11 protein-coding genes (1 of these 11 running past the window's edge) are annotated in these 22,456 nt (G+C 74.0%); 4 read left to right on the forward strand and 7 right to left on the reverse strand.

Going from position 1 to position 22,456, the window contains the following annotated elements; translation table 11 throughout:
• Genes ACFYUV_RS34975 through ACFYUV_RS34990 form a run of 4 tightly spaced genes read left to right on the forward strand, consistent with a single transcriptional unit; the run spans window position 1 to window position 6,006 of the window.
• On the forward strand, window positions 1–312 hold the full coding sequence (locus ACFYUV_RS34975) for an acyl carrier protein (RefSeq protein WP_358297791.1): 312 nt from the start codon (window positions 1–3) through the stop codon (window positions 310–312).
• Window positions 309–4,277: an amino acid adenylation domain-containing protein gene (locus ACFYUV_RS34980; RefSeq protein ID WP_387676331.1), complete on the forward strand. Its 3,969-nt coding sequence runs from the start codon at window positions 309–311 to the stop codon at window positions 4,275–4,277. The genes ACFYUV_RS34975 and ACFYUV_RS34980 overlap by 4 nt, the downstream gene beginning before the upstream one ends.
• Entirely contained in the window at window positions 4,274–5,008 is a 735-nt protein-coding gene (locus tag ACFYUV_RS34985; RefSeq protein ID WP_358297783.1) for an alpha/beta fold hydrolase, read from the forward strand. The genes ACFYUV_RS34980 and ACFYUV_RS34985 overlap by 4 nt, the downstream gene beginning before the upstream one ends.
• Window positions 4,987–6,006, forward strand: a complete 1,020-nt coding sequence (locus ACFYUV_RS34990) for an LLM class F420-dependent oxidoreductase (RefSeq protein WP_358297780.1) — start codon at window positions 4,987–4,989, stop codon at window positions 6,004–6,006. The genes ACFYUV_RS34985 and ACFYUV_RS34990 overlap by 22 nt, the downstream gene beginning before the upstream one ends.
• Here ACFYUV_RS34990 and ACFYUV_RS34995 read toward each other — a convergent pair.
• The 7 genes in view from ACFYUV_RS34995 to ACFYUV_RS35025 are tightly spaced (each overlapping or abutting the next) and all read right to left on the reverse strand, a layout consistent with a single transcriptional unit that may run on beyond the window.
• On the reverse strand, window positions 5,975–7,243 hold the full coding sequence (locus ACFYUV_RS34995) for an MFS transporter (protein ID WP_387676335.1): 1,269 nt from the start codon (window positions 7,241–7,243) through the stop codon (window positions 5,975–5,977). The two genes, ACFYUV_RS34990 and ACFYUV_RS34995, sit on opposite strands and share 32 nt — an antisense overlap.
• Entirely contained in the window at window positions 7,224–10,844 is a 3,621-nt protein-coding gene (locus ACFYUV_RS35000; RefSeq protein WP_387676338.1) for an amino acid adenylation domain-containing protein, read from the reverse strand. The genes ACFYUV_RS34995 and ACFYUV_RS35000 overlap by 20 nt, the downstream gene beginning before the upstream one ends.
• Complete coding sequence (locus ACFYUV_RS35005; protein WP_387676342.1) at window positions 10,841–13,873, reverse strand: amino acid adenylation domain-containing protein; 3,033 nt, start codon at window positions 13,871–13,873, stop codon at window positions 10,841–10,843. Before ACFYUV_RS35005 ends, ACFYUV_RS35000 begins: the two co-directional genes overlap by 4 nt.
• A complete protein-coding gene (locus ACFYUV_RS35010; protein WP_387676345.1) occupies window positions 13,866–16,997 on the reverse strand; it encodes an amino acid adenylation domain-containing protein in 3,132 nt (1,043 codons plus the stop codon). Before ACFYUV_RS35010 ends, ACFYUV_RS35005 begins: the two co-directional genes overlap by 8 nt.
• Window positions 16,994–20,134: an amino acid adenylation domain-containing protein gene (locus ACFYUV_RS35015; RefSeq protein WP_387676348.1), complete on the reverse strand. Its 3,141-nt coding sequence runs from the start codon at window positions 20,132–20,134 to the stop codon at window positions 16,994–16,996. The genes ACFYUV_RS35010 and ACFYUV_RS35015 overlap by 4 nt, the downstream gene beginning before the upstream one ends.
• Window positions 20,127–20,342 carry an MbtH family protein gene (locus ACFYUV_RS35020; protein ID WP_387676351.1) on the reverse strand — a complete coding sequence of 72 codons (216 nt, stop codon included), beginning with the start codon at window positions 20,340–20,342 and terminating at the stop codon, window positions 20,127–20,129. Before ACFYUV_RS35020 ends, ACFYUV_RS35015 begins: the two co-directional genes overlap by 8 nt.
• On the reverse strand, window positions 20,339–22,456 hold the final stretch of the coding sequence (locus ACFYUV_RS35025) for an SDR family NAD(P)-dependent oxidoreductase (RefSeq protein ID WP_387676354.1). It continues 3,291 nt past the right edge of the window; the window shows 2,118 of its 5,409 coding nt (coding positions 3,292–5,409); its start codon lies off the right edge, out of view; the stop codon is at window positions 20,339–20,341. The genes ACFYUV_RS35020 and ACFYUV_RS35025 overlap by 4 nt, the downstream gene beginning before the upstream one ends.

Consider the following 22,456-nt stretch of genomic DNA (forward strand, 5'->3'; position numbering starts at 1 on the left):
ATGACCCAGGCCGACGCGGTTGCATCACTCGTGGAGCGCAGGTTAGGCCGCGCCCTCGATCCCGACCTCAACTTCTTCGAAGCCGGTTTCGACTCGCTCGCGCTGGTCGAGCTGCACGAGGAGATCACTGAGGCGCTGGGCCTGAAGCTGCCGGTCACCGCGATGTTCACCCACCCGAACCTGCGCGCGCTCTCGCAGCTGATCGCGAAGGGCCAGGCGCCCGCCCCGGCCAGGCAGGACGGCGTCCGCCGCCGTCCGCTGGGCGGCAGCCGCCGCGACGTGCGCGCCAGGATCCGCGAGGAAGGTCGGTGACCTCGCACGAACAGCCCGTCGCGGTGATCGCGGTGGGGCGCTTCCCGCTGGAGGCCGGGGCGGTCGAGGAGGCCGGGCACGATCCCGGAGCGCAGGTCGTCCGGCTGTACGGCGGGGTGGGCAAGGCCTGCGCGGCGCTGCTGGCCGGGGAGTGCGAGCTCGCCGTGACCGACGCCGGCGAGCTGCCGTCCGGAACGCTGCGCGGCACCCTGGTCCTGCGGCTGCTCGACCGGGCGTTGCTCGACGGCGACCTGGTGCACCGGGTGATCTGGCCCGACGACCTGGAGGTCGAGGAGGGCTACCCGCCGGTGCACGCGCCGGGCGACGGCCGTCCGCGGGTCGTGGTGTGGTCCGGCCGCACCCGCGAGGAGGCCGAGTCGGTACGGCGCGGCCTGGCCGGCTTCTTCGCCGGGCTGCCGGAGGACCGCTACGCCGACGTGGCGGGCACCCTCCAGCAGGGACGCGTCCACCACCCCGTGCGCGGCGCGGTGGTCTGCCGGAGCGCCGCGGAGGCCGCCCTCGCGCTGGGCCGGGAGCACGCCTACGAGCAGGAGCCGGTCCGCCTGACCCTCTCCGCCGGGACGGCCGGCCTGTACGGCGTGGAGCCGGTGTTCACCCAGGCCGTGGACGTGTGCGAAGAGGTACTCGAAGCCCGCGGCGTCCAGGCGTCACCCGCCCTCACCGCCGCCTACGGGCTGGCGGCCACCCTCGCCGCCTGGGGCGTCCTGCCGGACGTCCCGGACCCCGTGGCACTCGCGGACGACCCCTCGCCGCACGACACGCTCGCCGCCCTCACGCGGGCGAACGCCGGGGCCGACGGGGCCGCGGTCGAGGCGGGTCCCGACCGGGCGGGGCTGCTGGCCGCCGTGGCCAGGTTCTGGACGGGCGGCGGCCGGGTGGACTGGGCCGCGCTCGACCCCGATCATCCGCTGCAACGCGTCCCCATCCCGAGGCCGCAGCCGGAGCTGCCCGCCTCCGTGGAGGAGCCGCGCCCGCTGTCCGCGGTGCCGTACTCGTTCTGGGTGCTGGAGCAGCTCGCGCCGGACAGCGGCGTGTCGAACCTGGCGGTGGCGCTCAGGTTCGAGACGCCGCTGCGCCGGCTGCCGCTGCAGATCGCGGTGAACCGGCTGGTCAAGCGGCATCCGGCGCTGCGGCTGCGGTTCCCCGTGGTGGACGGGACGCCCGTCCGGCACCTGGTGGCCCCGCAGGACGCCCAGCTGAAGGTCGAGACCCGGGCCACGACGGAGGAGACGCTGGTCGCGGACCTGCAGTCCTTCCTGGACGAGCCCTTCGACCTGGGCCGCGACCTGCTCATCAGGGTGGGACACTTCACCCTGCCCGACGGCGCGGGAACCGTGGTGTGCCTGGCCGGCCACCACATCATCATCGACGGCACCTCCATGCAGCTCCTGGTGGAGGAGCTGGGCCGCTTCTACGACAGCCAGACCGGGCACGGCTCGCTGCCCCCGGAGCTGGCGGGGCCCGCGCCGATGCTGGAGCCGGGGGAGCCGTCGGAGGAGTCGATCGGCTACTGGCTGGACCGGCTCGACGGCGTCGACCCCGCCGCCATGGTGCTGCCGGGCAGCCGGCACTCGCCGGGCCGTCCGACGTTCGCCGGGCACACCTGCTCCTGGCAGGTGGACGCCGAGACGGTGGCGGCCCTGGACGAGCTGCGCGCCAGGCTGCGCACCACCGGCAACATCGTGCTGGCCACCGCCTTCCTGCTGACGCTGCGCGGGCACGGCGCCGGCCCTGACCTGGTGATCGGCATGCCGGTCAGCACCAAGACGGGCGAGCAGCACCGGCGCGTCGGCTACGCCGTGAGCACCCTGCCGCTGCGCGTCCACGTCGAGCTGGACGACGACTTCGAGCAGGTCGCCAGGCGCGTGGAGGAGGCGTTCGCGGAGGGCGTCGAGCACGCCGGGGCCTCGGTGGAGGCGGTGCTGACCCGCCGCGGGCACGGCACGGACGACTGGCGGGTCCCGCTGTTCCGGCACATGTTCAACTACCGGCCCTGGAGCGACGAGAAGGTGCACATCCAGGGCGAGGTGCCCGGATACGTCGACAACCTGATCGACCGCAGCCGCCTGGACATGCAGTGCAACGTCATCCAGGAGCCGGACCGGCTCACCGTCCGCATGGTGCACAGCACCGAGGTGCACGACGAGGACGAGATCGCGGCGTTCACCGCCAGGCTGTGCGCGGTGGTGCGGCAGGCGGCGCGCGGCGGCGTGCCGGACGTGTTCTCCCCGGCCGACCGGGCGCTGCTCGACCGGGTCAACGACACGGGCCGCACCTGGCCGGGCACGCTGGCCGGGCGCATCGTGCCGGGCCCGGCCGTGGCGGTGCGCGAGGGCGGGCACGAGGTCACCTACGACGAGCTGCTGGGACGCGCGGCCGCGGTCCGCGACCTGCTGCGCGAGCGCGGGGTGGGCGGCGGCGACGTCGTCGCCCTGGCCCTGGGACGCTCGGCGGACCTGGTGGCGGCGGTCCTCGGCGTGTGGCAGGCGGGAGCCGCGTTCCTGCCGCTGGACGTGCGGCAACCGGAGTCGCGCCTGGCCTTCCAGGTGGCCGACTCGGGGGCGCGGCTGGTCGTCGCGGCGGGCAGTCCGCACTGGGCGGGCGGGACGCCGGTCGTGCCGATGCCCGGCACGCCGGGGGAGCCCGGACCCGCCGAGGCCGGGGACATCGCCTACGTCATCTACACCTCCGGCTCCACCGGGCAGCCCAAGGGCGTGCAGGTCACGCACGCGAACCTGACGAACCTCGTGCTCGACTTCGCCGACCGGCTGGGCGCGCCCACCAGCGTGCTGTGGTCCACCACCACCTCCTTCGACATCTCCTGGCTGGAGCTGCTGCTGCCGCTGGCCTCCGGCGGCACCGTGGTCGTGGCCTCCGACGAGGACCAGGTGCAGCCGGGCAGGTTCCTGGAGCTGATCGCCGCGAGCGACGTCCAGGTCGTGCAGGCCACGCCCACCGCGTGGCGGCTGATCGCGCCGGAGGCCGGGCGCGAGCTGGCCGGGCGCACGGTGCTGTGCGGCGGCGAGCCGATGCCCGCCGCCCTGGCCAGGGACCTGCTGGGGCTGGGCTGCCGGGTGTTCAACGTCTACGGGCCGACCGAGACGACCATCTGGTCCACCGCCGCCGAGCTGCGCGAGCCGCCGCTCGACCCGGTGCCCGCCGGGGAGCCGCTGGCCAACACCCAGATCTTCGTCACCGACGCCGCGGGCCGCGAGCTGCCGCCGGGCGTGCCGGGCGAGCTGTGCGTCGCCGGCGCGGGGGTGAGCGCGGGCTACCTCGACCGGCCCGAGCTGACGGCGCAGCGCTTCGGCCACCACGACCGGTACGGCCGGTTCTACCGGACCGGCGACCGCGCGCGCATCCGCCACGACGGCGGGCTGGAGCTGCTCGGCCGCGACGACCGGCAGATCAAGCTGCGCGGCCACCGCATCGAGCTCGGCGAGGTCGAGGCCGCGCTGCACGAGCACGCGGCGGTGCGCACGGCCGCGGTGATCCTCGACGGCGACCCGCAGACCGACGGACGGCTCGCCGCCTTCCTGGAGGTCACCGGCGAGACCGCCGAGGAGGAGCTGTGGCGCTTCGCCAGGACGCGGCTGCCCGACTACGCCGTCCCCACCCGGTACATCGTCGTCGGCAGGCTGCCCACCACGGCCAACGGCAAGATCGCCTACCGCGACCTGAAGGTGCCCGACGAGGGCCGCGCCCCGGCGCGGGAGGCGGGCGACGGGCTGGTCCGGCAGGTGGTGGCGTTGTGGAGCGAGGCGCTGAACCGGCCCGGGCTCGGGCCGCACGACAACTTCTTCCTCAACGGCGGCCACTCCGTGCTGGCCGTCCGGCTGATCGGCCCGCTGGAGGAGCTGGCGGGCCGCGCCGTCTCGGTGCGGGCCGTGTTCGACCATCCGACGCCGGCCGAACTGGCCCTGCACCTGGGGGAAGCCCGATGACGCCGTGGTACGTCCAGGTCAAGGAGGGGGAGCGGGCGCTGGTCGCCTTCCCGCACGCGGGCGGCGGTCCGGCCTCGCTCGGCGAGCTCGCCGGGCACTTCCCGCCCGAGGTGGGCCTGTGGTCGGTCAACCTGCCGGGACGCCAGGCCAGGCTCGCCGAGGAGCCGCGGACCGACCTCGACGGGCTGGTCGACGACCTGGCGCGCGACCTGGCCGGGTGGCGTGAGCCGTACACGCTGTTCGGCTACTGCAGCGGGGCGTTGCTGGCCTTCCTCGTCTGCCGGCGCGTGGTCGAGCTGGGCGGGCGGCCGGAACGGCTGGTCGTGGGCTCGTTCGCCGCGCCGGACGTGACCCTGCTGCTGCGCCGCCTGCCGTCGTTGCCGTCGTGGCTGTTCTGGGAGCAGCTGATCGAGCTCGGCGGCGTCCCGCCGGAGCTGGCCGACCGGGAGGCGCTCTGGCCGGTGCTGGAGCCGGCGCTGCGCGCCGACTTCGGGCTGCTGGCCGGCTACCACCACCGGCCGGGGCCGCCGCTGCCGGTGCCGATCTCCGTCCTGTACGGAGCCAGGGACGCCTCGCTGACCCGGGGCGGCCTCCTGGGCTGGCGGCGGCAGAGCGTGCACAGGCCCGCGTTGAAGGAGCTCGACTCCACCCACTGGCTGGCCGAGGAGACCCCCGACGCCCTGGCCGCCGCGATCGTTGAGGAGATGGGATGCGCCTCGGTTACAGCATGAGCTACTGGGGCGGCGCGGGCCTCGGCCCGGCCGACCACCTGGCGCTGGTCCGCGAGGCGGAGGCCCTGGGCTATTCGTCCGTGTGGGCGGCCGAGACCTACGGGACCGACCCGGCGACACTGCTGGCCTGGATCGCCGGGCAGACCGAGCGCATCGCGCTCGGCACCGGCGTGCTCCAGATGTCGGGACGCAAGCCCGTGGTCGCCGCGATGACGGCGGCCACCCTCGACCAGGTCTCCGGCGGCCGCGCCCGGCTGGGCGTGGGCCCGTCCGGCCCGCAGGTGGTCGAGGGCTGGCACGGCGAGCGCTTCGACCGGCCGCTGGCCCGCGCCCGCGACTACCTCCAGGTGGTGCGCAAGGCGCTGGACGGCGAGCCGGTGCGGCACGAGGGACCCACGATGACGCTGCCCCTGCCCGGCAGCGAGGGCAAGGAGCTGACGCTGGCCGTCGCGCCGGTGCAGGAGCGGCTGCCCGTCTACCTGGCCGCGATGGGCCCGAAGACGGTCGCGCTGGCCGGCGAGCTCGCCGACGGCTGGCTGGCCATCCACTTCCCGCCCGACCACCTGGCCCGCATGGCCAAGCACCTGAACGGCGCCGACCTGGACGTCGCGCCCATGGTGCTCACGCTCGTCGAGGAGGACCAGGAGCTGGCCTACGACATGATGCGGCCCATGCTCGCCCTCTACCTCGGCGGCATGGGCTCGCGCCGGACCAACTTCTACAACCGCCTGGCCGCCACGCTCGGCTTCGAGCAGGAGGCCGCCCGCATGCAGGAGGCCTTCCTCGACGGGCGGCAGGGCGAGGCCATGGCGATGCTGCCCGACGCGCTCGTGGACGCGATGACCATGTGCGGCCCCGCGGGCAAGGTGCGCGAGCGGATGGCGGCCTACCAGGAGGCGGGCGCGACCACGCTGATCGTCGGCCTGGTCACGCCCACCCGGCGGCTGCGCAGCCGTCAGCTGCGGCTCATTGCGAGTCTGGCTCCGGCATCCCGATGAGCTTGGCCAGCGGCGACCAGGCCATCGCCGCGATCGGCACGAGAGCGCCGACGGCGATGACCGCCCACAGCGTCGTACGCGTGCCCACGGCGCCGGCCAGCAGGCCGGCGCCGAGCGCGCCCAGCGGGGCGGGGATCAGGCCCAGCGAGTAGATCGAGGCCACCACCCGGCCCTGGAGGTGCGGCGGGGTGACCGTCTGCACCAGGCTGGTGTTGGTGACGAAGAAGATCTGCGAGCTGACGCCGCTGACCAGCTGCGCGACGACGAGCATCGCCACCGAGACCCAGACCGGCCCGACGGCCAGCGGGATGAGGAAGAGCGCCAGGTTGCCGTACACCATCGACCACACCAGCACCTTGCCGATCGCGTAACGCCGCATCACCTTGACGGCGACCAGCGCCCCGATGATCGCGCCCACGCCGCCGCCGGCCAGGATGCTGCCGAACCAGCCCGCGGGCACGTCCAGGTCGCGGATCACGTACAGGGCGTAGATCGAGTTCATCGAGCCCAGGATGAACAGCGAGTACACGGCCGAGGAGACGGCCAGCGGCCGGATCAGCCGGTGCCGCATCACCCAGCCCATGCCCTGCCAGATCGCCTTGTGCACCTGCGCGGGGGTGGTGTCGTCCGGCTCCGGACGGGCCTCCGGCCGCTTGATCAGGGACACCGCGATCGCGGAGGCCAGGTACGACACCGCGTCGATGATCAGCAGCGCGGGCGCGGCGAGCACCTTCAGCAGCGCCGCGGCCAGGCCGGGCCCGAACGTCTGGGCGGCCGACTCGGTCAGCTGCAGCTTGGAGTTGCCCTCCATGAAGTTCTCCCGCGGCACCAGGAACGGGAAGTAACTCCGGTAGGCCGTCTGGAAGAGCGTGCTGAGCAGGCCGAGCCCGAAGATGACGCCGTAGAGCCAGGTCAGCGTGAGCAGGTCGGCGAACCACGCGACCGGGATCAGCATCAGCAGCACGAAACGCGCCACGTCCGTCCAGATCAGGATGGGCCGCTTGCGCACCCGGTCGGCCAGCACGCCGAACAGCAGGAAGAACACCATCGGCAGCCGCAGCAGGAAGCCGACGACGCCCATCTCCGCCTCGGAGGCGTTCAGGACGGTGACCGCGATGACGGGGAACGCGAAGAGACTGATCGCCGAGCCGAACTGCGACAGGCTCTGGCCCGCCCACAGCCGCAGGAAGTCGGGGTGCTTCCAGAGGCTCGTCTGCTCACTGGTCGGGGATGCCATGATCCATCCACCTTCTGATCTCGGTGGCCGCTCCGGCGACCAGGGGTTCGTACAGGATGGGGACGCGTTCCTCGGGGATCGCGACGTGGGCGAGCCGCCCCTTGGCGACGGAGGGCCAGTTGCCGTCCTCGCGCCTGGGCGCGAAGAGCGCGACGTCGCCGTCGTAGGGCTCGTGCCGGAAGCCGCCGACCGCGTGCGCGTTGGCCCGGAAGACGGCCAGGTAGCGGCGCGCCTGCTCGACCTCGGCGGTGTCCGGCGCCAGCCGGTCGGCGGCGGACGCGGCGCCCATGACCGTCAGGAGTTGCTCCTCCGGCGGCCGGGCGGCGAGTTCGGCCGGGTCCAGCCCGAGGGTCTCCTCGGGGCCGCCGGCCAGCGCGTGGAACAGCAGGACCGTGTCGTCCTCCAGCGACGCCTCGGCCACGGGCTCCTCGGCGTTGGCGTAGAGGAGCACGACGAGCGGCACCTGCTCGCCGCGCTCGCGCAGCCGCCTGGCCACCTCCAGGGCGATGTTCCCGCCGATGCAGAACCCGCCCAGCACGTACGGCCCCGCCGGCCGCACCTCCAGCAGGTCGGCCACGTAGGCGTCGGCCATCTCGGCGAGCGTGGCGTGCGGCTCCTCGCCGGGCACCAGCCCGCGCGCGGCGATGGCGTACACCGGCTGGTCGGGGCCGAGGCGGCGGGCCAGCGGGTGGTAGCGGAAGACCTGGCCGCCGAGCGCGTGGATGAAGAAGATCGGCGTGCGGTCGCCGTCCGGGTTGAGCGGCACGACGTGGCTCGGCGGCGCCAGGTCCTCGGGCTGGCGGAGCACCCTGGCCAGCTTGCTGATCGTCGGCGCGGTCAGCACGGTGCCCACGGGCAGGCTCCGCCCCAGCTCCTGGCGGATGCGGGCGGCCAGCCGCAGGGCGCTCAGCGAGTGGCCGCCGAGCTCGAAGAAGTCGTCCAGGATCCCGGCCGCGGGCACCTGCAGCACCTCTTCGTAGAGCGTGGCGAGGCGCGCCTCCACCTCGTCGCGAGGCGGCACGTACGGCCGGCCGCCCGCCGTCTCCGGAGCGGGCAGCGCGGCCCGGTCGAGCTTGCCGCTGCGGGTGAGGGGGAGGGCGTCCAGGCTCACCCACCGGCGCGGGATCAGGTGGTCGGGCAGGACGTCCTGGAGGTCGGGCACGTCGCCCACCACGTAGCCGACCAGGCTGTGCCCGTGCGCCGTGACGGCCGCGTCGCGGACCCCCGGCTGGGCGCGCAGGACGGCCTCGATCTCCCCTGGTTCGACGCGCATGCCGCGGATCTTGACTTGGTGGTCGGTGCGGCCGAGGTATTCGAGTTCGCCGGTGGGGAGCCAGCGGGCGAGGTCGCCGGTTTTGTAGAGGCGTTGTCCGCCCGGTGCGGGGAGGAAGCGTTCGGCGGTGAGTGCGGGTTTGCCGAGGTAGCCGCGGGCGAGTTGGATGCCGCCGATGTAGAGCTCGCCGGGGGTGCCGATGGGGACGTCCTGGAGGTGTGGGTCGAGGACGTGCAGGGTGGTGTTGTCGACGGGTCTGCCGATGGGGACGGTGGTTTCTCCGGGTTGGCAGGGGTGCCAGGAGACGTCGACGGCTGCTTCGGTGGGGCCGTAGAGGTTGTGGAGTCCTGGGAGGTCGTGGCCGGGTGGGAGTGCTTCGCCGGAGCAGATGATCCGGGGCGGAAGCTGAATCCCTTCTTCTTCCAGGAACGCCTGCAACATGGAGGGGACGAAGTGGGTGGTGGTGATGTTCTCGGTCTTGATGAGGTCGCGCAGGTAGGCGGTGTCGCGATGCCCGCTGGGCCGGGCGATGACCATGGTCGCGCCGGTGATGAGCGGCCAGAACAGTTCCCAGACCGAGACGTCGAAGGTGGTCGGGGTCTTGTGCAGGACGCGGTCCTGTGGGGTGAGGTGGAAGGTGTCCTGCATCCAGCGCAGCCGGTTGACGATCGCCCGGTGCGAGACTCCCACGCCCTTGGGGCGTCCGGTGGAGCCGGAGGTGAAGATGACGTAGGCCAGGTTGTCCGCACGCACTGACGGCGGCGTGAACCCGCCTCCGGAGCCCGCGGCGGTGAGGACGGTCGCGGCCCCCGCGTCGGCGAGCATGCCGCGCCGCCGTTCCTCGGGATCGGCCGGGTCGAGCGGCAGGTAGGCGCCGCCCGCGGCCAGCACGCCGAGGAGCACGACGGGCAGGTCCAGGCCGCGTTCCATGCAGACGCCCACCGGCTGGTCCACCCGCACGTCCAGCCCGGCCGCCACCGCGCGGGCCCGTTCGGCCAGCTCGCGATAGGTCAGCCGGTCGCCCTCGAAGACCAGCGCCGTCGCGTCCGGGGTGCGCTCGGCCTGCGCGAAGACCAGCTCGTGCAGGGTGCCGCCCGGATGCTCCCGCTCGGTGGCGTTCCAGCGTGCGAGCTGAGCCGCGTCCTGCGGCGAGATGCCGATCTCTCTGGACAGGGCGCGGAGGTAGTGGTCCCGGATCGCCGCGATCTGGTCGGCGGGGAACTGCGTGGTGTCGTAGGAGATGGTCAGCGTCAGCCCCTGGCCCGGCGTCCGGACGAAGGCCGTGCTGAAGGCGAAGTCGGTCTGCTCGAAGAAGTCCTGACCCTCGATGGGCGTGGCGGCCGCGCCGTTCACGTGGAAGTCGCGGAAGTCCACGTGCGTGTCCAGCAGCCGCGCGCGACCGCTGGCCCGCTGGATCTCGAAGAGCGGGAAGTGCCGGTACGGCAGCGCCGCCACCTCCGCCTGGAAGACCCGCTGGATTAGGTCGGGCGCGTCGGCCCGGACCCGCAGCGGGACGGTGTTGAGGAACAGGCCGAGCACCTCGTCCCCGGCCTCGCTCTCCGGACGGCTGTGCGTGAGCATCCCCGTCAGGACGTCGGGATCGCCGGTGACCAGCGCCATGACGCGCACGTGCGCCGCGAGCACCACCGACCGCAGGGGCACCCGGGCGGCGGCCGCCTGCTCGGCCAGCGCCTTGGCCAGCTCGCCGGGGAGCGCCGTGGCGAGCACCGCGACCTCGCGCGGCCCGCCGGTGGGATAGCCGGGCATCCGGGGCAACCGGCCCTCCGGCGCCTCGGCGACCGCCTCCCGCCAGAACTCCGCCGCCTCCGGCCGGGCGAGCATCGCCTTCTCGGCCGCCACCAGGTCACGGAAGCGCGCCGCCGGCGGCTCCACCGCCAGCCCGGGGGTCGCATAGCGTTCCAGCAGCTCGCTGACCAGCCTCGCGACGCTCCACCCGTCGAGGATCGCGTGGTGGAAGTAGACGGTCAGCGCGAACCGGTCGGCTTCGGGCCGCACGTGGACGCGGAGCAGGGGAGCCCGCGTCCAGTCGAACGGCCCGTACTCCGGCTCGCCGCCGGAGACGGTCAGCGGGATCTCCGCCCGGTCGTGCACGAGCTGGACGGGCTCGCTGAACCCGGTCAGGTCGAAGGACGTCCGCAGCACCTCGTGCCGGGCCGACAGCTCATCCAGCGCCCTGACCAGGGCCGTCTCGTCGAACGTGCCGCGCAGCGTGAGCGTGGTGTGGTCGTGGAAGGTCACGCCGTCCAGCTCGCTGTGGTACAGCATCCCGGCCTGGAGGGCGCTGAGCGGGTAGGCGTCGATGATCATCGCGTGAGCCTCTCTCTGTCCGCCACGCTGAGCAGGTCGAAGGCTCCCGCCGTGGTCTCCGGTACGGCCTGCCGCGGCCGCAGCACGGCGGCCAGTTCGGCGACCGCCTGATGGGTGAACAGCTGCTGCAGTTCCACGTCGTAGCCGGTGGCGCGCAGCCGGGCCACGACCTTGAGACTGCTGATGGAGTCGCCGCCCACGGCGAAGAAGGTGTCGTGCCGGCCGGGCCGGTCGAGGCCGAGCACCTCCTGCCAGACCTGCGCGACGGCGATTTCCGCCGCGCCGCGCGGCGGCTCCCACGGCAGGTCGGCCGGGCGGTCGGGCGCGGGGAGGGCGGCGCGGTCGAGCTTGCCGTTGGCGGTGACGGGCAGGCGGTCCAGCCGCACCCACGCCGTCGGGACCATGAAATCCGGCAGCGCGTCGGACAGGTCCGGGACGTCGCCGACGACGTAGCCGACCAGGCGGCCGTTCACCAGCTTGGCCGCCGCCGCCGTCACGCCGGGTTGCTCGCGCAGCACGGCCTCGATCTCGCCCAGCTCCACGCGCATGCCGCGGATCTTGACTTGGTGGTCGGTGCGGCCGAGGTATTCGAGTTCGCCGGTGGGGAGCCAGCGGGCGAGGTCGCCGGTTTTGTAGAGGCGTTGTCCGCCCGGTGCGGGGAGGAAGCGTTCGGCGGTGAGTGCGGGTTTGCCGAGGTAGCCGCGGGCGAGTTGGATGCCGCCGATGTAGAGCTCGCCGGGGGTGCCGATGGGGACTTCCTGGAGGTGTGCGTCGAGGACGTGCAGGGTGGTGTTGTCGACGGGTCTGCCGATGGGGACGGTGGTTTCTCCGGGTTGGCAGGGGTGCCAGGAGACGTCGACGGCTGCTTCGGTGGGGCCGTAGAGGTTGTGGAGTCCTGGGAGGTCGTGGCCGGGTGGGAGGGCTTCGCCGGAGCAGATGATCCGGGGCGGGAGTTGGACGTCCTCTTCTTCCAGGAACGCCTGCAACATGGAGGGGACGAAGTGGGTGGTGGTGATGTTCTCGGTCTTGATGAGGTCGCGCAGGTAGGCGGTGTCGCGATGCCCGCCGGGCCGGGCGATGACCATGGTCGCGCCGGTGATGAGCGGCCAGAACAGTTCCCAGACCGAGACGTCGAAGGTGGTGGGTGTCTTGTGCAGGACGCGGTCTTGGGGGGTGAGGTGGAAGGTGTCCTGCATCCAGCGCAGCCGGTTGACGATCGCGCGGTGGGAGACGCCCACGCCCTTGGGCCGTCCGGTCGAGCCGGAGGTGAAGATGACGTAGGCCAGGTTGTCCGCACGCACCCGCACCACGGACGCCGCAGCCGGCCGTACGTCCGCCGCCGTGACCATCAGGTCGGCGCCCGCGTCGGCCAGCATGCCACGCGTGCGCTCCGCCGGGTGGGACGGGTCGAGCGGCAGGTAGGCGCCGCCCGCGGCCAGCACGCCGAGGAGCACGACGGGCAGGTCCAGGCCGCGTTCCATGCAGACGCCCACCGGCTGGTCCACCCGCACGTCCAGCCCGGCCGCGACCGCGCGGGCCCGTTCGGCCAGCTCGCGGTAGGTCAGCCGGTCGCCCTCGAAGACCAGCGCCGTCGCGTCGGGGGTGCGTTCGGCCTGCGCGAAGACCAGCTCGTGCAGGGTGCCGCCGGGATGCTCCCGGTCGGTGGCGTTCCACCGCGCGAGCTGCTTCCGCTCCTCGTCCGGCAGGATGTCCAGACGCCCCACCGGCACGTCGGGGGAGGCCACCACCGCACGCAACAGCGCGGCGAACCGCTGCGCCAGCCGCTCGATCGTCTCCGGCCGGAACAGCTCGGCGTTGTAGACGAAGCGGCCCTCCAGCTGCTCGCCCCGCTCGGCGGCGTAGAGCTCCAGGTCGAACCGGGTGGTCGTGCTGTCCGGCTCGAAGCCCTCGCCGTCGCCGCGGTAGCTCTGCAGCGCGAACAGCACCTGGACCAGCGGCGGGCGGCTGACGTCGCGTTCGGGGTCCAGCTCGGCGACCAGCTTCTCGAAGGGCAGCTCCTGGTGGCCGTAGACCTCGATCGCGCCGTCCCGCGTGCGGCGCAGCAACTCGGCGAAGCCGGGGTCGCCCGCCAGCCGCGCCCGCAGCGGCAGCAGGTTGACGAACAGCCCGACCATGTCCTCGAACTCCGGCCGGGTCCGTCCGGCCACCGGCGACCCCACCGCGAAGCCGGTCGTGCCGGACCAGCGGGCCAGCAGCACCTGGAAGGCGGCGAGCAGCCCCATGTAGAGCGTCGCCCCCTCGGCCCGGCACAACTCGCCGAACGCCGCCACGTCGAGCTGGACGTCGTGCCAGCCGCCCCGGAAGCTCTGCCGGGGCGGGCGCGGCCGGTCCAGGGGCAGGTCGAGCACCTGCAACCCGTCCAGCTCGGCGCGCCAGAACGCCAGGTCGCCGGCCAGCCGGTCGCCGCTCAGCCGCTCCCGCTGCCACGACGCGTAGTCGCCGTACCCCAGCGGCGGCCCGCTCTGCGGCGGGGTCAGCAGCTCGCGGAGGATGAGATCGGCCGACCAGCCGTCGGCGACGATGTGATGGACCGCCACCAGCAGCGCGTGGTCGTCGGGCGCGAGCCGTACCAGGGTGGCGCGCAGCAGCGGGCCGTCCGCCAGCTCGAAGGGGAGCGCGGCGTCGGCGCTGAGCACCTGCCTGGCCGCCGCCTCGTCCGGCACGTCCACGACGCGCAGCGGCACCCGCACCCGGTCCGCCACCCGCACCTGCGGCCGCCCGTCGGGGCCGGCGGGGAAGGTCATGCGCAGGCTCTCGTGCCGGGCGACCACGGCGTCCAGCGACTCCCGCAGCCGTCCGGCGTCGAGCGGGCCGCGCAGCCTGGCCGACACGGGCAGCACGTACGCGCTCGTCCCGGGGGCGAACTGCTCCATGAACCACAGCCGCTCCTGCGCGAACGACAGCGGCGGATCGCTGCCCTCGGCGCGTCGCGGGATCTGCTCCGCGGCGCCCAGGCCCGCGATCGCCTTGCGGAAGCGGGCCTGCACGCGCGCCTGCCGTTCATCCACGCTCGTCGGCCTCCTCGGCCAGGTGTTCCAGGGCCGCGGCCAGCAGGCGTGGCGTCGGGTGGGTGAAGGCCAGCTTGAGCGGCACGTCAAGCTCGATGGCCGCGGCGATGCGGGCCGTGGTCCTGGTGGCCAGCAGCGAGTGGCCGCCGAGCTGGAAGAAGTCGTCCAGCGCGCCCACCCGCTCCAGCCCCAGCACCTCGGCCCAGACCAGGCAGACGAGCTCCTCGGCCGCGCCGGCCGGCGGCTCGTAGCCGGCGCCGCGCGGCCGGCCCGGCGCGGGCAGCGCGTCCCGGTCGACCTTGCCGCCAGGGGTCAGCGGGATGCGGTCGAGCGAGACGATCGCGCTGGGCACCATGTGCGGGGGCAGCTCGGCGGCGAGGTGCTCGCGTAACGCGTCGTCCCCGGCGTCGTGGACGGCGTAGGCGATCAGGCGGTCGTCGTGGACCACCACCGTGGCCTGCCGTACCGACGGGTGGGCGAGCAGCGCCGACTCCACCTCGCCCGGCTCGACGCGGTAACCGCGCACCTTCACCTGCCGGTCCAGGCGGCCGAGGATCTCCAGCCTGCCGTCCAGGCGGAAGCGGGCCCGGTCGCCGGTGCGGTAGAGGCGCGAGCCGCCGGGGCCGGGCACGAAACGCTCGGCCGTGCGGGCGGGCGCGCCCCGGTAGCCGCGGGCCAGGCCGCTGCCGCCGATGTGCAGCTCGCCCGCGACACCGGCCGGCACCGGGAGCCCGTCGGGGCCCAGCACCTGGAGCGTGGTGCCGGGCAGGGCGACGCCCACGGCCGGGCGGCGCAGCGCCTCCGAGGGGTCCATGTCGGCGGTGGCGGCGATGATCGTGGCCTCGGTGGGGCCGTAGCTGTTGACCAGCCGCACGCCCTGCGGGCCGGACGCGTACCAGGCGGCCAGCGCGGGGCCGGGCAGCGGGTCGGCGCCCAGGATGACCAGCCGCAGGCCGGGCGGCCATTCGACGCCCATGGCCACCAGCTCCTGCCAGTACGACGTGGGCAGGTCCAGCACGGTGAGCGCGGCGCCCTCCGGCGTCTTCAGGAAGTCCGGCAGCGGCTCGTCCGGGCACAGGACGAGCTCCGCGCCGGCGGCCAGCGCCGGGTAGATCTCCTCGGCGTGCGTGTCGAAGCTCGGCGAGGCGAACTGCAGGACGCGGTCGCCCGGCCCGAGCTCGTAGTGGCCGCGCATCCAGCCCACCCGCGACGCCAGCGCCTCGCGCGGCACCTCCACGCCCTTGGGACGCCCGGTCGAGCCCGAGGTGTAGATCACGTAGGCCAGCGAGCCCGGCCCCGCGACCTCGGCGTGCGGCGCCTGCGGCGACTCGCGGAGATCGTCCTCGTCCAGCACCAGGGCCGCGCCCGCGTCCGCCGCCATCCACCGCAGCCGCTCCGGCGGGTACGCGGGGTCGAGCGGCAGGTAGGCGCCGCCCGCCCGGCCGACGGCGAGCATCCCGGCGATCAGCTCCACCGAGCGCCCGGCGCGCAGGCCCACGACCGTGTCCGGGCCGACCCCGGCCGCGGCCAGGCGTCCGGCCAGCGCGGCGGCCATGGCGTCCAGCTCGGCGTAGGTGACCCGGCGGTCGCCGTGGCTCACCGCCGTCGCGCCGGGCGCCAGCCGGACGCGCTCCTGGAAGAGGTCCAGCACGTCGCGCGCGGGCGGCTGCGGGGTGTCGAGGACCGGCGGCCGGTCCTCGGGCAGCAGCATGGCCGCGCGCAGCGCGGACAGCGGCGTGCCCGGGTCGCGCACGACCGCCTCCAGCACCCGCTCCCACCGCCGCAGCAGCCGCGTCGCGGTCTCCTCCTCGAACAGGTCGCGGGCGTAGGACAACATCGCCCAGAGGGAGCCGTCGAACTGGGTGACGTCCAGCATCAGGTCGAACTTCGCCTGGGTCGCGCCCGGGTCGAACATCTCCGCCTCGACGCCGGGCAGCGGCAGGGCGCCGGCCTCCTTGTCCTGGATCACGAACATCGCCTGGAACAGCGGCGTCGTGCTCAGGTCGCGGCGGATGCCGAGGTCGTTGAGCAGGCGCTCGAAGGGGATGTCCTGGTGCGCGAACGCGTCCAGCACCGTCGCCCTGGTCCGCGCGAGCAGCGTGCGGAAGGACGGGTCGCCGGACAGGTCGCCGCGCAGCACGAGCGTCTCGGGGAAGAAGCCGACGACGTCCTGGAGTTCCGGGCGGTCGCGGCCGGCGATGACCGAGCCCACCGTCAGGTCGTCGGCGCCGCAGTGGGCGCCCAGCAGGAGCTGGTAGGCGGCCAGCAGGACCATGAACAGCGTGCCGCGCTCGTCCCTGGCCAGCTGCTCCAGCCGGGCCGTCAGCTCGGGGCCGATGCGCCGCGCGCAGTAGTCGCCGTCGGCCACCCGTACGGCCGGCCGCGGCCGGTCCGTGGGCAGGTCGAGCGGCCGCACGCCGTCGAGCTTGGCGCGCCAGTAGTCCAGCGACTCCCGCGACGGCTCGCGGCCGCGCTGCCAGGCCGCGAAGTCGCGGTAGTCGATCGACGGGACGCCCAGCCCGGCCGCGTTCCCGGTGTAGCAGGCGGCCAGCTCCGAGAAGATGATCTTCAATGACCAGCCGTCGGCCACCAGGTGGTGCAGGACCAGGCAGAGCACGTGATCGGTCGCCGACAGGGTGATCAGGTGCACCCGCACCAGCGGCCCGGTGGCCAGGTCGAACGGCGTGTTGGTCAGCTCGGCCACGATCGCCGTGGCGCGGGCCTCGCGTTCGGCGGCGGGCAGGTCCGCCAGGTCTACCACAACCGGATCGAGCCTCAGCTCCGGCTCCACGACCTGGACCGGGCCGCCGTCCACCGCGGGGAAGCGGGCCCGCAGCATCGGGTGCCGCGCCGCCACGGTGGCCAGCGCCCCGGCCAGGTCACGGATGGACAGCTCGCCGCGCAGCCGCTGCACCATGTACATGTTGTAGGAGGCGTCGGCGGGGTCGAGCCGCTGCAGGAACCAGAGCCGCTCCTGCCCGTAGGAGAGCGGCGCCGGCGCGTCCGGATCGCTGCGCGGGGGGATCCCGGCGGGCCGGGCCTTCGGCTGCCGCTGGAGCCTGCGCTCCAGCGCCGCGCGCTGCTCCGGGCTGAGGCGGGCCAGCCGCCCTCTCACCTCGCTCATCCGTCCGCGTCCTCCGCCAGGAGATCGTCCAGCTCGACGTCGCCGAGCTGGAGTTCCAGCACGGCCAGCGCGTGCTCGGCCACCGTGGTGAGCTCGAAGCAGACCCGCAGGTCCATGTCGATCCCGTACGCCTCCCGGTACCGGGTGATCAGCAGGACGGCCAGCAGCGAGTGCCCGCCGAGCGCGAAGAAGTCGTCCTCGACGCCCACCCGGTCACGGCCGAGCAGCTCGCCCCAGAGCGCGCACAGCTCCTCCTCCAGCGGCGTCTCCGGCGCGACGTAGGTGGTGCCCAGATCGCTGCGGCCGGGCCCGGTGGGCGGCGGCAGCGCGGCCCGGTCGAGCTTCCCGCTCGGGCCCAGGGGGAACTCGGTGACCTGCACGAACGCCTGCGGCACCAGCGCCGCCGGCAACGTGCGGGCCGGCCCGGTGCGCAGCTCGTGCGACAACTGGCTGGGCTCGCCCGTCCAGTCCACGTAGGCCACCAGCCCGCGGCCGCCCGGCGCGTCGTCGCGCAGGGCGACGACGACCCCGCGCACCCGCGGGTCCGCGGCCAGCGCCGCCTCGACCTCGCCCAGCTCGACCCGCCAGCCGTGCACCTTGACCTGGTCGTCGATGCGGCCGAGGAACTCCAGCTCACCGTCGGCGCGCAGCCGGGCCAGGTCGCCGGTGGCGTACAGCCGCGCGCCCGGCGGGCCGTACGGGTCGGGGACGAAGCGCTCGGCCGTCAGCCCCGGCCGTCCCGCGTAGCCGCGGGCCACCTGGACGCCGCCGATGTGCAGCTGGCCGGGCACGCCGATCGGCATCGGCTCCAGGCGCTCGTCGAGGACGTGCAGACGGCAGCCGGGCATCGGACGGCCGATGGGGATCACCGTCTCGCCCGGCCGGCAGGCGTGCCAGGAGACGTCGACGGCCGCCTCGGTGGGGCCGTACAGGTTGTGCAGCTCCACGCCGGGCAGGCGCTCGAAGAAGCGGGCCGCCGTCCTGGGCGGCAGTTCCTCGCCGCTGCACACCACGCGCCGCAGGGACGTGCACGACTCGATGTTCGCCTCCTCCAGGAAGAGGGCGAGCATCGACGGCACGAAGTGCATCGTGGTCACCGCGTGCCGCTTGACCAGGTCGCGCTGGTGGGCGGGGTCGCGGTGGCCGCCCGGCCGCACCGGCACGAGGCAGGCGCCCTGCAGCAGCGGCCAGAAGAACTCCCACACCGACACGTCGAAGCTGGTCGGCGTCTTCTGCATCACCACGTCGCCGGGTGTCAGGCCGAACGTCTCCTGCATCCAGGCCAGCCGGTTGACGATGCCGCGATGGGTGTTGACCACGGCCTTCGGCCGCCCGGTCGAGCCCGAGGTGTAGATCAGGTACGCGGCGTCGTCCGGCCCGGTCACCGGGTCGAGGTCGCCGGAGCCGAGGTCGTGGTCGTCCTCCAGCAGCACCGTCTCGACCGGCCCGAAGGACGGCAGGTGGCGCTGGGTGAGCAGCACCCGCGCGCCGGAGTCGGACAGCATGAACTCCAGCCGGTCCCGCGGGTACTCCGGATCCAGCGGCACGTACGCCCCGCCCGCCTTGAGCACCGCGAGCAACGCGACGACCAGCTCGGGCGAGCGTTCCGCGCACACCGCGACGGGCCGGCCGCGCTCCACGCCGATCTGCCGCAACCGCCGGGCCAGCCGGTTGGCGCGGCCGTTGAGCTCGGCGTAGGTGAGCGTGACGTCGCCGAAGAGCACCGCGGGGGCGTCGGGGGTCGCGGCGGCCCGGGCCTCGATCAACGTGTGCAGGGTGCCGGGCTCGGCCGGCGGCCCGCCGTCCCCGAGGGTCAGCACGCGCGCACGCTCGTCCGCGGCGAGCACGGGGAGCTCGGGGACCGCCCGGCCGGGGTCGGCGGCGGCCGCCTCGACCAGCGTGCGCAGGTTCGCCTCGAAGCGTTCGATCGTCTCGGGGTCGAACAGGTCGGTGGCGTACTCCAGCCGGGTGTGCAGCACCCCGTCGCGCATGTTGACGTCGAGCTGGAGGTCCACCTTGGCGGTGCCGTTGGCGATCTGCCCCTCGTTGGTGCGGATCGCCAGGTTGAACATCACCTGGTAGAGCGGCGGCACGCTCAGGTCCCGGGCCGGCTGCAGGTCCTCCACGAGCCGCTCGAACGGCAGCTCCTGGTGGTCCAGCGCCTCGGCGACCGTCGCCCGCACGCGCCCGGCCGCCTCGCGGAAGCTGGGCGCGCCCGACAGGTCCACGCGCAGCGGCACCGCGTTGACGAACATGCCGATGACCGGCTCGGTCTCGGGCAGCAGCCGGCCCGCGACCGGCGTGCCCACCACGATGTCGTCGATCCCCGACCAGCGCGACAGCACGGCGGCGTACGCGGTGAGCATCACCGTGAACAACGTCGTGTTGAGCTCCTTGGCCAGCCGCTCCACGCCCGCCGACAGCTCGGGGGAGTAGGCGCCGAGCCGGATCCCGCCCCGGTAGCTCCGGCGGGCCGGCCGCGGCCGGTCGCCCGGCAGGGCGAGGTCGGCGGGCACCCCGGCCAGCCGTTCGCGCCAGTGCACCAGCTCGGTCTCCAGGAACTCGCCGGACAACCTGCCGCGCTGCCACACGGCGAAGTCGGCGAACTGGATCGGCAGCTCGGGCAGCTTCGGCGGCCGGTCCTCGCCCAGCGCGTCGTAGCACTCCTCCACCTCGTCCATGAAGACCATGGAGGAGACGCCGTCGAAGATCGTGTGGTCGAAGACGACGGCCAGCCGCAGGTCGTCCTCGGCCAGCTTGACGTGCCGGCCGCGGTACAGCGGCGCCCGTTCCATGTCGAACGGCTGCACCGCGTCCGCCCTGGCCAGGCGGGCCAGCTCCGCCTCGGCGGCGGCCCGCGGCAGGTGGCTCAGGTCCGTCTCGGTCAGCGCCGTGGGCGGCGCGCCGGGGTGGACGATCTGCACGACCTGCCCGTCCCGGAAGTCGAACGTGGTGCGCAGCGCCTCATGGCGCCGCACGACCAGATCGATCGCCCGCTCCAGCCGGCGGGGGTCCACCGGCTGCCTGGCCGCCATCGGCATGACCATGCCGATGTTGTAGACGGCCAGATCGGGCTCGAAGCGCGAAAGGAACCACATCCGCTCCTGGCCGGAGGATGCGGGGAAGGCATCACTCACTGTCCATGGCCTCTCGCAGACTCTTCGGCCGCATGTCGGTCCACACCTGCTCGATGTGCGCCAGACAGGCGTCCTTGGTGCCGGAGAAACCGGCGTCGTGCCAGCCGGAGGGGTTGTCCCGGCCGGCGGGCCAGATGGAGTACTGCTCCTCGTCGTTGCGTACGACCTTGGTGTCCGTGCCGGTCTCTGTGCTGGTCTCTGTGCTCATGCGGAACTCCGGGGAAGGCGGGGGATGGTCTGGGCGGCGGGGGCGGGCTCGGGGGCGGCGGCCGTGGCGGCGTCGATCAGGGCCGCGACCCCGGCCACGGTCGGCTCCTCGAAGAGGTTGCGCATCGGCAGCCGGACCCCGAGCTCCTTGCGGATCAGGGCGATCAGCTGCACCGCGATGAGCGAGTTGCCGCCCAGCTCGAAGAAGTCGTCGTCGACGCCGATGTGGTCGCCGCCGAGCACCTCGCCCCACAGGCGGGCGATCGTGGCCTCGGCGTCGTTGCGCGGCGCGACGTAGCCCTCGGCGGGCGCCTTGTCCTGCCGGTCGGCGACCGCCGCCGGATCGAGCTCGCTCTCGACGGTCTCCTGGGTCAGCGAGCCGACGCCGGCGACGAGCTCGGCCACCGTGCCGGCCGCCACCACGACCTGGGGGCCGAGCGGGGCGGCGAGCAGCCTGCGCAGGGCGCGGGCCCCGTCGGCCGGCCTGATCCCGGCCGCGTCGTCGGCCGCGACCGGCGACGCGGCCGGGGCGGCGACCTGGGACCCGGCGCTGGAGCGGACCCCGGAGACCACGGCCTCGGTGTCGATCCTGCGCAGGACGTAGTCGGAGATCTGCACCAGCACCGTGCCGTCGGGCGCGATCAACGTGACGTCGACGACCAGCACCTCGTCGGTGTCGGTGCTGGTGATGCGCAGATGGCTCCAGAACGCCTCGGGCAGGCTGCCGAACACGGTGATGCGGCCGTAGCCGAGCGGCAGGTAGTGGCCCTCGACCGCGACCCAGCTGAAGGTGGTGGCGGCGTCGAGCAGGGCCGGGTGCAGCCCCCACCGGTCGAGGTCGGCCATCAGCGCGTCGTTGGCCTCGAACAGCCCGAGCGCCTCCTGCTGGCCGACATGCGTGGCGGTCAGCGTCCGGTGCCAGTGCGCGCCCAGCGTGAGCAGGCCCGACAGCGGGACGCCGCCCTGCTCGTCCGCCGAGGACACGCAGCGGTCCATGATGGCGCGCAGGTCCACGCGGTCGGCGGGCGGCGGGCTCACCTTGGCCGCCGTGCCCCTGGCGTGGGTGCGGTGCGAGCCGCCGATGATGCTCTGCACCTGGAACTCGGCGCCGTCCGCCTCCGGGGTGAAGAGCACCCGTACCTCGGCGGTCGCGCCGTCGGCCACCGACAGCGGCTCGACGAACACCACGTCCCGCAGCTCGACGAGCCCGCCGTCGGGCAGCACCGCCTCGGCGGCCGTCCTGGCCAGCTCGACATGGCCGGTGCCGGGCAGCACCGGCACGTCGGCGATGCGGTGCTCGTCCAGCACCCAGTGCGTGCCGGGCGAGAGCGTGCCGCTGCACCAGTCGAGCCCGCCGATCTCGCCGGCGTGCCGCGCGTCGAGGACCGGGTGGTCGAGCGCCTTGATCCGGTCGCCGCGCTGCAACGCGACGAATCCGGCGGGCGCCGCCGTCTCCACCGCCATGCCGACTTCCAGCCATCTGCCCCAGTTGACGCTGACGATCTGGGCGGCGTTCCAGCCTCGTCCGGCGCGGGCGTGCGCGTCGAGGAAGTTGTTGGCCGCGCAGTAGTCGATCTGCCCGAACCCGCCGGCCACCGCGGTGATCGACGAGCAGAGCACCACGGCCTCCAGCTCCAGGTCGCCGAACGCCTCCTGCAGCGCCAGCGTGCCGAGCAGCTTGGGCCGGAGCACGGCCTCGGCCGCCTCCCGCTCCTTGATCTGGGCCATGCCGCCGCCGGGCAGGCCGGCCGCGTGCACGAGCACGTCCACCCGGCCGAAGGCGGCGAGCGTCTCGTCCCTGACCCGGCGCATGTCCGCCGGATCGGTCACGTCGGCGGCCAGGGTCAGCACCCGTGCCCCGGCGGCCTCCATCCGGCCGATCGCCTCGGCGGCGCGCGCCTCGCGGGCCGACCGCGGCGGGCCGTCGGGCAGCCCGCTCCTGGACAGCAGGACGATGCCGACGCGGGCCCGCGCCGCCAGGTCCTCGGCCAGCGAGACGCCGATGCCGCCCAGACCGCCGGTGATCACGTACACCTGGCCGTCGCGCGGCTCGCCCGGCTCGCTGGTCACCTCCACCTGCTCGTACCCGAGGTGCCACCGCTTCCCGCCGCGCAG

It is taken from the genome of Nonomuraea sp. NPDC003560 (assembly GCF_042878785.1).
In the GTDB taxonomy this organism is placed as follows: domain Bacteria; phylum Actinomycetota; class Actinomycetes; order Streptosporangiales; family Streptosporangiaceae; genus Nonomuraea.

Bases quoted from the DNA above. Each gene is read 5' to 3' on its own strand.
- ACFYUV_RS34975 (WP_358297791.1), top strand. From the start codon at position 1: ATGACCCAGGCCGACGCGGTTGCATCACTCGTGGAGCGCAGGTTAGGC.
- ACFYUV_RS34985 (WP_358297783.1), top strand. From the start codon at position 4,274: ATGACGCCGTGGTACGTCCAGGTCAAGGAGGGGGAGCGGGCGCTGGTC.
- ACFYUV_RS34990 (WP_358297780.1), top strand. From the start codon at position 4,987: ATGCGCCTCGGTTACAGCATGAGCTACTGGGGCGGCGCGGGCCTCGGC.
- ACFYUV_RS34995 (WP_387676335.1), bottom strand. From the start codon at position 7,243: ATGGCATCCCCGACCAGTGAGCAGACGAGCCTCTGGAAGCACCCCGAC.
- ACFYUV_RS35000 (WP_387676338.1), bottom strand. From the start codon at position 10,844: ATGATCATCGACGCCTACCCGCTCAGCGCCCTCCAGGCCGGGATGCTG.
- ACFYUV_RS35010 (WP_387676345.1), bottom strand. From the start codon at position 16,997: ATGAGCGAGGTGAGAGGGCGGCTGGCCCGCCTCAGCCCGGAGCAGCGC.
- ACFYUV_RS35020 (WP_387676351.1), bottom strand. From the start codon at position 20,342: ATGAGCACAGAGACCAGCACAGAGACCGGCACGGACACCAAGGTCGTA.